The following is a 12456-nucleotide window of genomic DNA, read 5'->3' on the forward strand; positions in this document are numbered from 1 at the left end:
GGGCGTCGCTGAACTCGCTCGTGGAGGTCATCCGCGGGCGAGTCGGCGAGACATGACCATGATCATGGCAAGGGAGACCACGGCCTCGTGGTGCTCGGGACGGGTCTCGTAGTCACGGACGCAGCGGCGGTGCTTGCTGATCCACGCCAAAGTGCGCTCGACTACCCAACGTCGCGGGAGCACCACGAGGCCCTTCATGTCGTCGGTGCGCTTGACTACCTCCACAGCGAGGTTCAGGACCGCCTTCGCCCAGGTCGCCAGGCGCCCTGCATATCCTCCGCCGGACCGGACCACTGTGATCGTGCTGCACGTGGAGCGTAGCGAGGCCAGCAATCGGAAGGCCGCGTCCCGGTCCTGGAGGCCGGCCATCGTGACGACCACGGCGAGCAGCAGGCCGCCCGTGTCGACTGCTATGTGCCGCTTGCGCCCGTTGACCCGCTTGCCGCCGTCGTACCCGCGACTGCTGGTACGGACCGTATCAGCTCCGCGCACCGACTGTGAGTCGATCACCGCTGCGGTGGGCAGGGGCTTGCGGCCCTGACGTACGCGTACCTGATCGCGCAGAGCGTCGTGGAGGCGCTGCCATGATCCGTCGCGCACCCAGCGTCGGCAGATCCCGTACGCCGTCATCGGTGGCGGGAACCCGCGCGGCAACTGCCGCCACGGGATGCCGCCGCGCACGACGTAGAAGATCGCGTCGAGCACCAATCGGCGCGGATGCTTCTCCGGCCGGCCGCCTCTCTCCCCCCGTATTGGCTGGTGAAGGCAGGTGTGGCCCGACAATCGCCCACTGCTGGTCCGTCATCGACGAGGACGGGTAGGCCCGGCAGCCGGACTCGGCCGCAGCCTGGTCGCGGGCGGGGCATGACAGTTCCGACCCCCGGCCCAGCCGCTCGCCCACCGCAGCGAGGCCCGACGGCCACACGTCGGGTCTCGGGCCTCGCGACGGGGGCTCGTCGCAGACGGACCCCGCTGCGGCACCTTTACGCCGGCGCGGTACCAGCCTGCTCGCGCAGCGCCAGCCACTCCTGAAGCTCGATCAGATTCCCTTCCGGGTCCTCCAGGTACGCGACCCGTATCCGGTCGCCCATCGGGCCCGGGTCCCGGGTGAACTCCGCCCCCCGCGAGGTGAGCTCGGCATGGGCGGCGTCGAGGTCGTCCACCCGCAGCGCCACCAGCGAGCGGTATCCCTCCGGCTCCGCCCCCAACCGCCCCAGTACGCCGGCCATCTGCGCCCGATCCTGCAGCGCGATCGCGGCGTGTCCGGTATCGGGGCTGAGCTTGGCGTACGGGCCGCTCTCGGCCTCGAACTGCGGCTTGAGTCCGAGCACGTCGCGGTAGAAGCGGTAGACGGCGGGGAAGTCGGACACCAACAGGCGTATCTGGGTGAGTTCCATACTGATCTTTCTAGCCCAGTTCCGACTCCGGTTCCGGTCGATCGCGATCTTTGAGAGAGCCCCGCCGGAGTTCAACGACGCACACTAAGCGGTCTGCGCTCGGTCGCCCCTTCGTGCCCGGCTTCGAGGCATCCGGGCACATCGCCAGGAAGGGACTACGCCGAAGGCGGGAGCGATCCCGTACGGCCTCGGGCCCCGTCGCCCCCCCGTCGGGCCCCCTCAGTCCGCGTCGTTCCGGCGGCCCGTCACCACCAGGTCGCCGTCCGGGGTGCGGTGGGCGAGGTGGCCGGTGCGGAGGTAGCCGTCGGGGGTGAAGGAGCGGGCGTCGCGGTCGGGGGCGTGGTAGTAGCCGCGGACCGTGTGCGGGCCCCGGGTGAGGAGTTCGCCGGGGCCCCCGTCGGGGACGGGGGCGCCCGTGGCGTCGACCAGGCGGATCTGGTCGTCCGGGGACAGCGGGCGGCCGTGCGTGGCGAGGGCGGTGGCGGCCGGGTCGGACGGGCGGGTGAGGGTGAGGAGGCCCTCGGGCAGACCGAACACCTGCTGGACGCGGCAGCCCAGGGCCGTGCCGATCCGTTCGGCGGTGGCCGGGTCCGGGGGCGCCCCGCAGATCTGGACGAGGCGCGGCGACGCGGAACCCGCGACGGGGAGGGCGTCGAGCCATTGCCGGGCGGTGTCCGGGGGCAGCGTGGTGACGGTCACCCGTTCCCGGGCCAGGGCGGGGAGGCAGACGGCCGGGTCCGGGGTGTCGGCGAGGACCACGGTGCCGCCTGCCGAGAGGGTGCCGAGGGCGCCGGGGCCGCCGAGGGCGAGGTCGGCGTCGGCGGGCAGGGCGGCGAGGTACACGTCCTCCTCGGTGAGGGACAGCAGCTCCGCGGCGGCGGTCACCTGGTGGGCGTAGTCGTTGTGGGTCCGCGGCACGAGACCGCCGCCACCGGAGAGCAGCAGGAACGCCACCTGGCCCGCGCTCAGCGGGAGCGCCGGCTCCGGCGGGGCGTCGAGGGAGGCCAGCGGGGCGTACTGGCAGTTCGACGGGTCGGTGGTGAGGCCGCCGTACGGGGACTCCGTGCCGGGCGTCTCGTAGGTGAACACCCGCCGCAGGAAGGGCCACCGGGCCGCGGTGCGGGCGGCCATCGCCGTGTGGTCGAAGCCCTCGTGGGCCGAGGGGCCGACGTATCCGACGGCCTGGGTGAGCCGTACGAGCTCGGGCACCTCGGGCTCGCCGTACGAGACCGGGCAGAACACGGGGACCAGCCCGGCGCGCATCAGCGCGAACGCGGTGACGTAGAACTCCGGCACGTTCGGCAGCTGGACGACCACCCGCATCCCGGGCCGCAGCCCCCGCCCCCGGAACCCGGCGGCCATCCGGTCCGCGCGCCGGTTCAGCTGCGCGTACGTGAGCCGGGCGCCGCCGTGCACGAGCGCGGTGCGCGGCCCGTACTGGAGGGCCCAGCCGCGCAGCAGGTTGTCCAGGGTGTTGCCCTGCCAGTGGCCGGCCGCCCAGTAGTGGTCGACGAACTCCTCCGGCCAGGGCGTACAGCCGTTGAGCATCGAAGTCATGTGCGTGTCCCCTCCCCGTTGATCTTGCCCAGCCAAACCCGCGTGCCCGGGCGCGGGCAATGCGCGGTCCCGACCAGGGAGACCGGTGCGCTTCGGTGGAACGTCCAACCGTCAGTTGCACCTGCCGCTGCCGCTGTAGCAGGGCACGTACTCCGGGCCGGGGCGCGGCGCCGGGCGGGGATGGGAGCGGTCGTGGTCGTGCTGGGCGAGGACGAGCAGGGCGGCCGCCACCGCGGCCGCGAGGAGGTGCGACGCCACCGTCCAACGGGCGCGCGACACCATCGCGAGAACGGCGAGGACCAGCATGGCGACGAGGAACTGCGACATCCAGACGCGTCCCGCGAGGTCCGCGGCCTCGATCCGCTCGGGGTCGCCCTGGGCGGCCCATCCCTCCATGCCGTGCCCGAAGAGGACGAGTACGAAGACGGCCGCTTCGAGCAGCAACAGCAGGACGGCGACGGTGACGTCCGCGCCGGTGGAGGTCCTGTGGGACCAGGGCCAGTGGCGCCGTGGGCGCGGGGCGTCGAGCGGTGCGCGTGTCATGCCGCCACCCTGCCGGGGCGGCCCCCTGCCGCGCATGAGTACCGGTACTCATGACCCCCGCCGGCCCGGGTGGTGTCCCGGACGGGTCAGGCGGATTCCTGGATCAGGCAGAAGGGATGACCCGCGGGGTCGGCGTAGACGCGCCAGCCGCGGGCGGACGGGGTGGCGTCGAGGAGGGTGGCGCCCAGGGCGAGGACCTGGTGTTCGGCGGCGTCGAGGTCCGGGACGGCGAGGTCCAGGTGGGACTGCTGGGGGTGGGCGGGGTCGGGCCAGCGCGGGGGGAGGTGACCGGGGACCTGCTGGAAGGCCAGGACCGCGCCCGTGGGGGCGTGCAGGGTGGCCCAGTGGTCGTCGCAGGTCCAGCGACGGTCGGGGCGGTTGACCTCGCCGCCCAGCAACGCCCCGTAGAAACGGGCGAGTTCGAGGGGGTCGGGACAGTCCAGGACCACGCACTGCAGTTCAGCGATCATGACCGGGATCCTAAACGGCCGGGCCCAGGACGGCATCCAGCATCCGGCGGACGGTGGCGGTGAGTTCGGCCGGGTCCGGGGCGGGGCGGGCGTGGGCGAGGGCGCCGGCGAGGCGGTCGTAGAGCAGGCCGTCCGTCCAGGCGGCCAGCAGTTCGGCGCTCTCCTGCGGCTCCGGGGCGCCCAGTGCCGCCAGGACCGCGGCCGCCCGCGCCCGGACGGCGAGGCCCGCCTCCCTCAGGTCCGGCTCCAATTCCGGGTTGCGGGCCGCCTCCAGGCTCAGCTCGAAGCGGGCCAGCTGGCGTTCGCGGCCGGCCGTCAGCCAGTGGTGCAGCAGGGCGCCGAGTGCCCGGGCGGCGGCGTCGCGGTCGGCCGGCGGGCTCAGCGGGCCTTCCGAGACGTTCAGTTCGGCCAGGCGGCGGTAGCAGGCGGCGATCAGGGCGGTCCGGGTGCGGAAGTAGTACGAGGTGCTGCCCGCCGGGAGCCCGGCGGCGCCGTCGACGGCGCGGTGCGTCAGGCCTCGCAGGCCGGAGGAGGCGACGAGGCCGATGGCCGTGTCCGCGATCAGCGTCCGGCGGTCCGGGGCGGAGGCGGATGCGGATGCGGGCGCGGGTGTGGGTTCCGGGGTGGACATGCAGCCACTCTACAGCTGTAGAGTGAGCAGCGAACCCTCTACGGACGTAGAGGGTCCTTGCCGGACGCAGGAGGCCGCGCCATGTCCGTACGCCAGCGCCACGCCGTCGTCGCGGGAGCCGGGATCGGCGGTCTCACCGCCGCGCTGGCCCTGAGCCGCCAGGGATGGAAGGTCACCGTGTGCGAACGGGCCGAGGGGCCCGCCGCCGTCGGCGCCGGCATCGTCCTCGCGCCCAATGCCCTGCGCGCCTTCGAGGCCATCGGCTTCGACCCCGCCCCCGGCACGGGCAGCGCCCCCGCCATGGCGATGAGCCTGCGCCGCCCCGGCGGCGGCCGCCTCAGCCGGGCCGACCCCGCCGCCCTGGCCGCCCGCTTCGGCCGGACCCCGCTCGCCCTGCACCGGTCGGCGCTGACCACCGCGCTGGCCGCCGCGCTCCCCGAGGGCGCCCTGCGGTACGGGGCCGCCGTCACCGCGGTGGACGAGGGCGACGGACGCGCGGTGGTCCGTACCGCCTCCGGGGACCTCACCGCCGACGCGGTCATCGCCGCCGACGGCATCCACAGCCCGCTCCGCCGCCGGCACTTCCCCCACCACCCCGGCCTGCGCTACAGCGGCGAGACCGCCTGGCGCACCGTGCTGCCCGCCGGGGCGGCGCCCGCGGGCATCGCGGCCGCCGAGACCTGGGGGCGCGGCGAGCGCTTCGGGACGGTCCCGCTCGCCGACGGCGGGCTGTACGCCTACGCCACGGCCGTCGTCCCCGAGGGGTACCGGCCCGCCGACGTCCGCACCGAACTCCTGCGCCGCTTCGGCACCTGGCACCACCCGGTCCCCGCCCTCCTGGAGCGGATCGACCCCGGGCAGGTGCTCCAGCACGACCTGTACGACCTCGCCGCCCGGCTCCCCCGGCTGCACCACGGCCGCATCGCCTGGATCGGCGACGCCGCGCACGCCATGACCCCCAACCTCGGGCAGGGCGGCTGCCAGGCCGTCGAGGACGCCGTCGTGCTGGCCCACCTCCTCGCCGGGCCCGACGTACCGGCCGCCCTGGCCGCCTACACCCGGGCCCGGCTCGCCCGGACGGACGCCATCCGGGTCCGTGCCCGCCGGGCCGGCCGGGTCGCCGCCCTGCGGCACCCACTGGCCGTCGCGGCCCGCGACCTCGCCTTCCGCGCCGTCCCCGCCGGGGCCTCACTGCGCGCCCTGGACGACCTGTTCAACGGCTTCACCCTGCCCGGGCCGAACGGGGCGGGGGGGGAATGTCCGCCGTGCCCAGGGGCGTTGAGGCTCGTTGTCGAGTTTGTCGACGTGCAATCGAAGGCAGGGAGAACGACGTGACGAGCGACATCGACTGGGACCACCCCACCGACCCCAGGCCGGGCAGCTGGCAGCTCGACCACCTCCGCCAGTACGTCGGAACGAACGGGGCCGAGGGGCACGAGTGGCGCGGCACCCGGACCCTCCTGCTCACCACCGTGGGCCGGGTCTCCGGCAACCCCGTGCGGACCCCGCTCATCTACGGCGAGGCCGACGGCCGCTACCTCCTGGTCGCCTCGAAGGGCGGCGCCCCCGAACACCCGCTGTGGTACCGGAACCTGACCGCCCACCCCGAGGTGCGCATCCAGGTCGGCCCCGACGTCATGCAGGGCACGGCGCGCACCGCGACCGCCGAGGAACAGCGCGCCTACTGGCCGGTGATGGTCAAGGAGTGGCCCGCGTACGACGAGTACCAGGCGCAGACGGACCGGGTGATCCCGATCGTGGTGATCGAGCCACACCGGGTCGACTGACGTCCGGCCGAGGTCCGGCGGCGGCTCCGGCAGGGTCCGGGCGGCCGGACCCGGCCGTGGTCAGCGGTCCAGCAGCGCCATCGCCGCGTTGTGTCCCGGGATCCCGCTGACCCCGCCGCCGCGGACCGCCCCCGCCCCGCACAGCAGGACGTTGGGGTGACCGGTCTCGACGCCCCACCGGCCCGCCTCCCCGTACGGCCAGGACAGGTCGCGGTGGAAGATGTGCCCGCCGGGCAGGCGCAGTTCCTGCTCCAGGTCCAGCGGGGTCTTCGCCTCGATGCAGGGCCGGCCGTCGGCGTCGAAGGCCAGGCAGTCGGTGATCGGCTCGGCGAGGTGGGCGTCGAGCTGGGCCAGGGTGGCGGTCAGCAGGACCTCGCGGGCCTGCCGGTTGTCCTTCTCGAACAGCCGCGCCGGGGTGTGCAGTCCGAAGAGGGTCAGCGTCTGGCAGCCCTGCTCCGTCAGTTCCGGTCCGAGGATCGTGGGGTCGGTCAGCGAGTGGCAGTAGATCTCCGAGGGCGGTACGGACGGCAGTTCCCCGGCGGCGGCCTCGGCGCGGGCGCGCTGCAGCTGCTCGTAGCCCTCGGCGATGTGGAAGGTGCCGGAGAACGCCTCGCGGGGGTCCACGGAGGCGTCGCGCAGCCTGGGCAGCCGACGCAGCAGCATGTTGACCTTGAACTGGGCGCCCTCGGGGGCCCGCAGCACCGGGTCCGGGTCCTCCCCGAGGAGTTCGGCCAGCGCCTTCGGGGAGGCGTTGACCAGGACCGTGCGCCCGACGACGCCGCCCTCGCCGTTCGCCGTCCGGAAGGTGACCTCGGCCGGGGAGGTCCCGTCGGTGTGGATGCGCAGCACCTCGTGCCCGGTGGCGATCTCCGCGCCGCCCGCGCGGGCGGCGTCGGCCAGGGCGTCCGTCAGCGCGCCCATGCCGCCGACGGGCACGTCCCAGTCGCCGGTGCCGCCGCCGATGACGTGGTAGAGGAAGCAGCGGTTCTGGGCGAGGGAGAGGTCGTGGGCGTCGGCGAAGGTGCCGATCAGGGCGTCGGTGAGGACCACGCCCCGGACCAGGTCGTCGGCGAAGCGCTCCTCCACCGCCCGGCCGAGGGGCTCCTCGAACAGCATCCGCCAGGCCTGTTCGTCGTCGATCCGGGCCCTCAGTTCCGCCCGGGTGGGCAGCGGTTCGGTGAGGGTGGGGAAGACCCGTGCGGCGAGCCGGCCGGTGGTGGCGTAGAAGGCGCGCCAGGCCTCGTACTCCCGGTCGGAGCCGGTGAGCCGCGCGAAGGATTCCCTCGTACGGTCCTCCCCGCCGCCGACGAGGAGTCCGCCGGGGCGGCCGCCGCGTTCGAAGGGCGTGTACGAGGACACCGTGCGCCGGCGCACCCGGAACCGCAGCCCCAGATCCCGGACGATCTTCCCGGGGAGCAGGGACACGAGGTAGGAGTAGCGCGAGAGCCTGGCGTCGACCCCGGCGAAGGGCCGGGTGGAGACGGCGGCGCCGCCGGTGTGCCCGAGCCGTTCCAGGACCAGGACGCTGCGGCCCGCGCGGGCCAGGTAGGCGGCGGCGACGAGGCCGTTGTGGCCGCCTCCGACGATCACCGCGTCGTACACGTCGTGCGCGAAACCCGTGGAGCCTGCGTTGACGGTCATGGCTCTTGGTAACACACCTGGCCCAGCCGCTCCAGACAGTGGGCTTCGTCGGCGTGGGCCAGGACGGTGTCCGGGTGCTCGTCGCCGAGGGAACGCTCGCGGATCCCGGACAGCTCCCGGTAGACGGGCAGTGCCAGGTCCCAGCGGCCGAGCCGGCCCAGTGCGACGGCCAGTTCGCGGCGGCTGACCAGGGTGTCCGGGTGCTCCGCGCCCAGCGCCTTGGCACGGGCCGCACCCACCTCGCGGGCTTCGGCCGCCGCCTCCTCCCAGCGGCCGAGGCGGCCCAGGTTGACGCCGAGGACGTGCCGCGCCCGCAGGGTCTCCGGGTCGGCCGCGCCGTAGGCCCGGGTGCGGTCGCGGACCAGGGCCCGGAAGAGGTCGAGGGCCTCGGCGGCGCGGCCGGTGCGGCCGAGCGCGATGCCGGTCTCGTAACGGGCGGCGAGGGCGTCGGGGTGGTCCCGGCCGAGGACGCGCTCGCGGGCGGCGGCGACCTGGCGGAACACGCTCAGTGCCTCGTTCCAGCGGCCGAGCCGGCCCAGGGCGTAGCCGACCTCGTACCGGGTCAGGAGGGTGTCGACGTGCTCGGGGCCGAGCACGTCGGTGCGGTCGGCCGCGACCGCGGCGGCGGCCTCGTGGGCCTCGGCGTGCCGGCCGAGGGCGCCGAGGGCGCAGGCCAGGTTGTGGCGGCAGCGCAGGGTGTCGGGGTGGCGCGGGCCCGTGGTCCGGATCCGGGCGGCGAGCACCGCGCGGTACCTCTCGTAGGCCTCGCCGTGGCGGCCGAGGCGGCCGAGCTCGTACGCCTCCTCCTGACGGGCGGCCAGCGTGTCGGCGTGGTCGGGGCCGAGCACCCGTGCCCGGCCCTCGGCCACGGCGGCGTACACGGCAAGGGCCTCCTCGGGCCGGCCGGCCCGGCTGAGGGCGAAGGCGCGGATGTGCCCGGCGTCGAGGGAGTCGGGCCGGCCCGGGTCGGTCGGGGCGTGGGCGGCGACGGCACCCTGCGCGTGGGCGGCGGTGAGCCGGGGGTCTTCGGCCGGGGCGGGCCGCAGGATCCGGTGCTCGGCGGAGGCCCCGGCGGTCATGGGGTACCCGTCGGCGGCGGCGAGCGGGTCCGGCCCGGGCGCGGCGGCACCGGGGCCGGCCGGCGCGGACGGATGGGCGGCTCGTCCCGGGGCGGCCCCGGCGGCTGCGCCCGAGCCGCGCTCCGGGGCCGCGGCCGGGCCGGCGGCGTGGCCGGCTCCGGGGGGTGTCGCTCCCCCGGTCCCGGCTCCCGCGGGACGGCCGGGGGCTGCCGGGTGGCCGGGCAGGGGCAGGGAGGCCGTGCCGGACGCGGGCGCGGTCGCCGTACCGGGAACGGGGCCGGTCGCCCGGTGCCCGCCCTCGGGGCCGAAGTGGCCGGCACCGGACGCGGGGTAGCCGTCGGACAAGGACCCGCCACCGGGTACGAGGTGGCCCTCGGCCGCCGGGGGCGCACCCGGAACGGCGTAGCCGCCGGACCCGGCGGTGCCGCCGCCCGGCAGCGGCAGGTGCCCGCCGGGCGCGGAAAGCCCGGCCGGCAGCAGATGGCCGGTTCCGGGCAGCACGTGGCCGGTTCCGGGCAGCACGTGGCCGGACCCGGGCAGCGAGTGGCCGGGCCCGGGCAGCACGTGGCCTCCGGACGGCACGTGACCGGACCCGGGCAGCACGTGGCCACCGGACGACAGCGGATCGCCGGCCCCGGGCAGCACCTGCCCACCGGACGACAGCGGATCGCCGGCCCCGGGCAGCGTCTGCCCGCCGGACGGCAGCGGGCGGCGGGCCGCCGTCCAGGAGCCGGTGAGGACCGCCCACTCCCCGCTGGCCGGCCGGGCGTCGATGCCGGCCTTGCGCCCCGCGGTCATCCCCGCCGCCCACGCGGGCAGCGGAGCCTGCACGCGGGCCGCGCCGCCGGGGCCGACGCGGGCGTCGACCAGCCGCCGGTGCAGGTGGCGGGCGTCTCCGGGCCGGTCCTCGGGGCGCTTGGCCAGCAGGTCCAGCACGATCCGCTCGAAGTACTCGGGGAGCTCGGGCCGGTGGTCGCGGGGCGGCACGGGCGCGGTGTCGCGGTGGCCGACCAGCACGGACCAGGAGTCGCCCAGGTCGAAGGGCGGGGCCCCGGTGGCGATCTCGTAGAGGACGCAGCCCAGGGAGTAGAGGTCGCTGCGGTGGTCGACCTCGCCGCCCGCGATCTGTTCGGGCGACATGTAGTGCGGGGTACCCATGGCCATGCCGCCGCCGGTCAGCTTCGCGGTGAAGCCGATGTCGGCGGCCAGGCGGGCGATGCCGAAGTCGCAGATCTTCACCGTGCCGTCGGTCAGCCGCATGATGTTGGCCGGCTTCAGGTCGCGGTGGACGACGCCCTGGTCGTGGGTGTAGCCGAGGGCGGCGGCCATCTGCTCGGCGATGTCGAGGACCACGTCGACGGGGAGCGGGCGCGCCTCGTTCTCCTCCATCAGCTGGCTCAGGTTGCGGCCGTCGAGGAGTTCCATGACCAGGTAGAGGGGGCCGCCCGCCGCACTGTCGTCGCCGAAGTCGTGCACGACGGTGACGCCCCGGTGCTGGAGGGAGGCGGCGACGCGCGCCTCGCGCCGGAAGCGTTCGCGCAGCACCTGGGTGAAGTGGGCGTCCTGTTCGGCGCCGACCGGCTTGAGGCACTTCACGGCGACCTGCCGGCCCAGCGACTCGTCACGGGCGCGCCACACCTCGCCCATGCCGCCGCGCCCGATCAGATCGAGTGACCGGTACCGGCCCTGGATCAGTCTGGACTCCGCCATGTCTTGAAGCCGCCCCCGTCATCGTGCCCGTCGTCGTATCGCGCCCTCCCCGGCCGGTCCAGTATGGCCGCTGACTTACGCAGTGTGTACGCGGAGGGGCGGCTCCCGGGGCCCAGTCGGCGCATCGCTCTCAAGATGTGACCTGGAGGCAGCTGCCAGCGTAGACCTGCGGGAATGGTGCGCAGCACGCGACCCGTGAGGCGCAGGCGCCGGGTGACCGTGAGTGAGGGTGGTGCGGGGCGGCCGTACAGCTGGTGCGCCCAGCCGGGGAGGGAGGCGTAGGCGAGTCCGGCGAGCGGTCGCCACAGCAGGTTTCGGCCAGGTACCAGCAGCGGCGAGACCGGCGGCGAGCGCAGGAAGTCGTCCACCGCCCGGGCGTCGGTGCCGGCGGCGAGCCTGGGGCGGATCCCCTCGAAGTACGCGGCCAGCTGCGCGGTGTCGGCGGGTACGGCGGCCGGATCGAGGCCGACGAGACGGGCGTTGACGCGGTTTTCGTCCACGTAACGGTCGGCCTGGGCGGGAGTGAGGGGAACGCCGGACCGGCGCAGTACGTGCAGGAAGCTGTCGATCTGGGCGCAGTGCACCCACAGGAGGAGTTCGGGGTCGTCGACGGGGAACCGCTCGCCCGTGTCCGGGTCGGTGGCGGACAGCCGGCGGTGGACGGCGCGCACATGGGCTCCGGCCCGCTCGGCGGCCTCCGTGGTGCCGTAGGTGAGGGTGCCGACGAAGTCGGCGGTGCGCAGCAGCCGGCCCCAGGCGTCCTCGGCGAAGGCGGAGTTCTCCATCACCCCGCGGACGGCGCGCGGGTGGAGGGCCTGGAGGTAGAGGGCGCGGACCCCGGCGATCCACATGACCGGGTCTCCGTGGCACTGCCAGGTGACGGACCCGGGTCCGTACAGTCCCGGGTCGGCGTCCTCGTACGGGGTTCCGCTCATCGCCCGCCTCCCGCGGTGAGCCTACCCAGGCGGGCGCGGGTCCGACCGTCCCCGGCGCGGCGCGGCGCGAAACCGCCGTACGGCGGGGCGGCGGCACGGAGCCGTCGGCGGCGGGCGGGTGTCAGCGGTCCGTCAGGACCGGGCCGCCCGGCGTCAAGGTCCCGTCAGGGGCCGTCGGCGGGCGGCCGTACCCGGGGATAGCTTCGGTGGCGCGCCCCGGACCGCCTCCCCGCAGCCCGGGGCACCCTGCCCGTCCGTCATCCGTGGTTCCCCGGGAGGACCCATGTGCCTGTTCACGTACGAAGACGACCCCGAGCCCGAGGAACGCGTCCCGGCCGGACCCCTGTACGTCCCGGTCCGGCCGGGTACCGGGGAGGTGGTGGTGCGTCTCTTCCGCACTCCGCTGGGTGTGCGTACCGCCGTCGGCTTCACCCGCGCGGAGCGGCTCGTCGCCGTGCTCGGCGCGGGGCAGCCGTGGATCCGGCTCTCGGAGCCGGCGCTGCGCGCGCTGGCCGAGCCGCTGGGGGTGGCGTCGCTGACCGTCGACCCCTCCCTGACGGCGCCGGCGGCCGCCCCGGTGGGAGCCGCGGGCACAGTACCGGCGGTGGCCGCGGCAGCCGCCGCGGCCGCGGGCCCGGGGATGCGCGGGGCCGGGGCCGGGGCCCCCGGGACGTCCGCCCGGGCCGTCTGAAGGGGCGGGGACCGT

The 12456-nt window shown here is 75.4% G+C and carries 12 protein-coding genes; 3 read left to right on the top strand and 9 right to left on the bottom strand.

Translation table 11 applies throughout. The features are described 5' to 3' along the window. Positions 1 to 27: 27 nt before the first annotated feature. The 6 genes from B4U46_RS04435 to B4U46_RS04460 all read right to left on the bottom strand — a co-directional run bounded on the left by B4U46_RS04435 (position 28) and on the right by B4U46_RS04460 (position 4598). Positions 28 to 705, bottom strand: a complete 678-nt coding sequence (locus B4U46_RS04435; RefSeq protein WP_237292620.1) for an IS5 family transposase — start codon at positions 703 to 705, stop codon at positions 28 to 30. 278 nt (positions 706 to 983) lie between these two features. Next, the gene (locus B4U46_RS04440; protein ID WP_079424245.1) at positions 984 to 1397 is read right to left on the bottom strand and encodes a VOC family protein; all 414 of its coding nucleotides are present in this window, start codon (positions 1395 to 1397) and stop codon (positions 984 to 986) included. A 219-nt stretch (positions 1398 to 1616) separates the two neighbouring features. Continuing rightward, positions 1617 to 2954, bottom strand: coding sequence for an AMP-binding protein (locus B4U46_RS04445; protein WP_237292622.1), 1338 nt, complete (start codon positions 2952 to 2954; stop codon positions 1617 to 1619). A 111-nt stretch (positions 2955 to 3065) separates the two neighbouring features. After that, entirely contained in the window at positions 3066 to 3497 is a 432-nt protein-coding gene (locus tag B4U46_RS04450) for a DUF6234 family protein (RefSeq protein ID WP_107438227.1), read from the bottom strand. 86 nt (positions 3498 to 3583) lie between these two features. Continuing rightward, entirely contained in the window at positions 3584 to 3967 is a 384-nt protein-coding gene (locus B4U46_RS37250; RefSeq protein ID WP_079424250.1) for a VOC family protein, read from the bottom strand. Between the two features lie 10 nt (positions 3968 to 3977). Beyond that, positions 3978 to 4598: a TetR/AcrR family transcriptional regulator gene (locus B4U46_RS04460; protein WP_079424252.1), complete on the bottom strand. Its 621-nt coding sequence runs from the start codon at positions 4596 to 4598 to the stop codon at positions 3978 to 3980. 81 nt (positions 4599 to 4679) lie between these two features. On the opposite strand from B4U46_RS04460, the gene B4U46_RS04465 reads away from it, so the two are divergent. Both B4U46_RS04465 and B4U46_RS04470 read left to right on the top strand, forming a co-directional pair. Further along, a complete protein-coding gene (locus B4U46_RS04465) occupies positions 4680 to 5933 on the top strand; it encodes an FAD-dependent monooxygenase (protein WP_079424253.1) in 1254 nt (417 codons plus the stop codon). Next, a complete protein-coding gene (locus B4U46_RS04470) occupies positions 5930 to 6385 on the top strand; it encodes a nitroreductase family deazaflavin-dependent oxidoreductase (protein ID WP_237292624.1) in 456 nt (151 codons plus the stop codon). Before B4U46_RS04465 ends, B4U46_RS04470 begins: the two co-directional genes overlap by 4 nt. 60 nt (positions 6386 to 6445) lie before the next feature. Here B4U46_RS04470 and B4U46_RS04475 read toward each other — a convergent pair whose 3' ends face one another. From B4U46_RS04475 to B4U46_RS04485, 3 genes are read right to left on the bottom strand one after another with little or no spacing between them, the layout of a single operon-like run. Beyond that, entirely contained in the window at positions 6446 to 8026 is a 1581-nt protein-coding gene (locus tag B4U46_RS04475; protein ID WP_079424255.1) for a phytoene desaturase family protein, read from the bottom strand. After that, complete coding sequence (locus B4U46_RS04480; protein ID WP_079424257.1) at positions 8023 to 10815, bottom strand: serine/threonine-protein kinase; 2793 nt, start codon at positions 10813 to 10815, stop codon at positions 8023 to 8025. The genes B4U46_RS04475 and B4U46_RS04480 overlap by 4 nt, the downstream gene beginning before the upstream one ends. Further along, the gene (locus tag B4U46_RS04485; protein ID WP_079424258.1) at positions 10797 to 11750 is read right to left on the bottom strand and encodes an oxygenase MpaB family protein; all 954 of its coding nucleotides are present in this window, start codon (positions 11748 to 11750) and stop codon (positions 10797 to 10799) included. The genes B4U46_RS04480 and B4U46_RS04485 overlap by 19 nt, the downstream gene beginning before the upstream one ends. Positions 11751 to 12033: 283 nt before the next feature. Between B4U46_RS04485 and B4U46_RS04490 the strand changes: the two genes are divergently transcribed. Then, entirely contained in the window at positions 12034 to 12441 is a 408-nt protein-coding gene (locus B4U46_RS04490; protein ID WP_079424260.1) for an SAV_915 family protein, read from the top strand. Positions 12442 to 12456: the final 15 nt, after the last annotated feature.

This window comes from Streptomyces katrae (genome assembly GCF_002028425.1).
In the GTDB taxonomy this organism is placed as follows: Bacteria; Actinomycetota; Actinomycetes; order Streptomycetales; family Streptomycetaceae; genus Streptomyces; species Streptomyces katrae_A.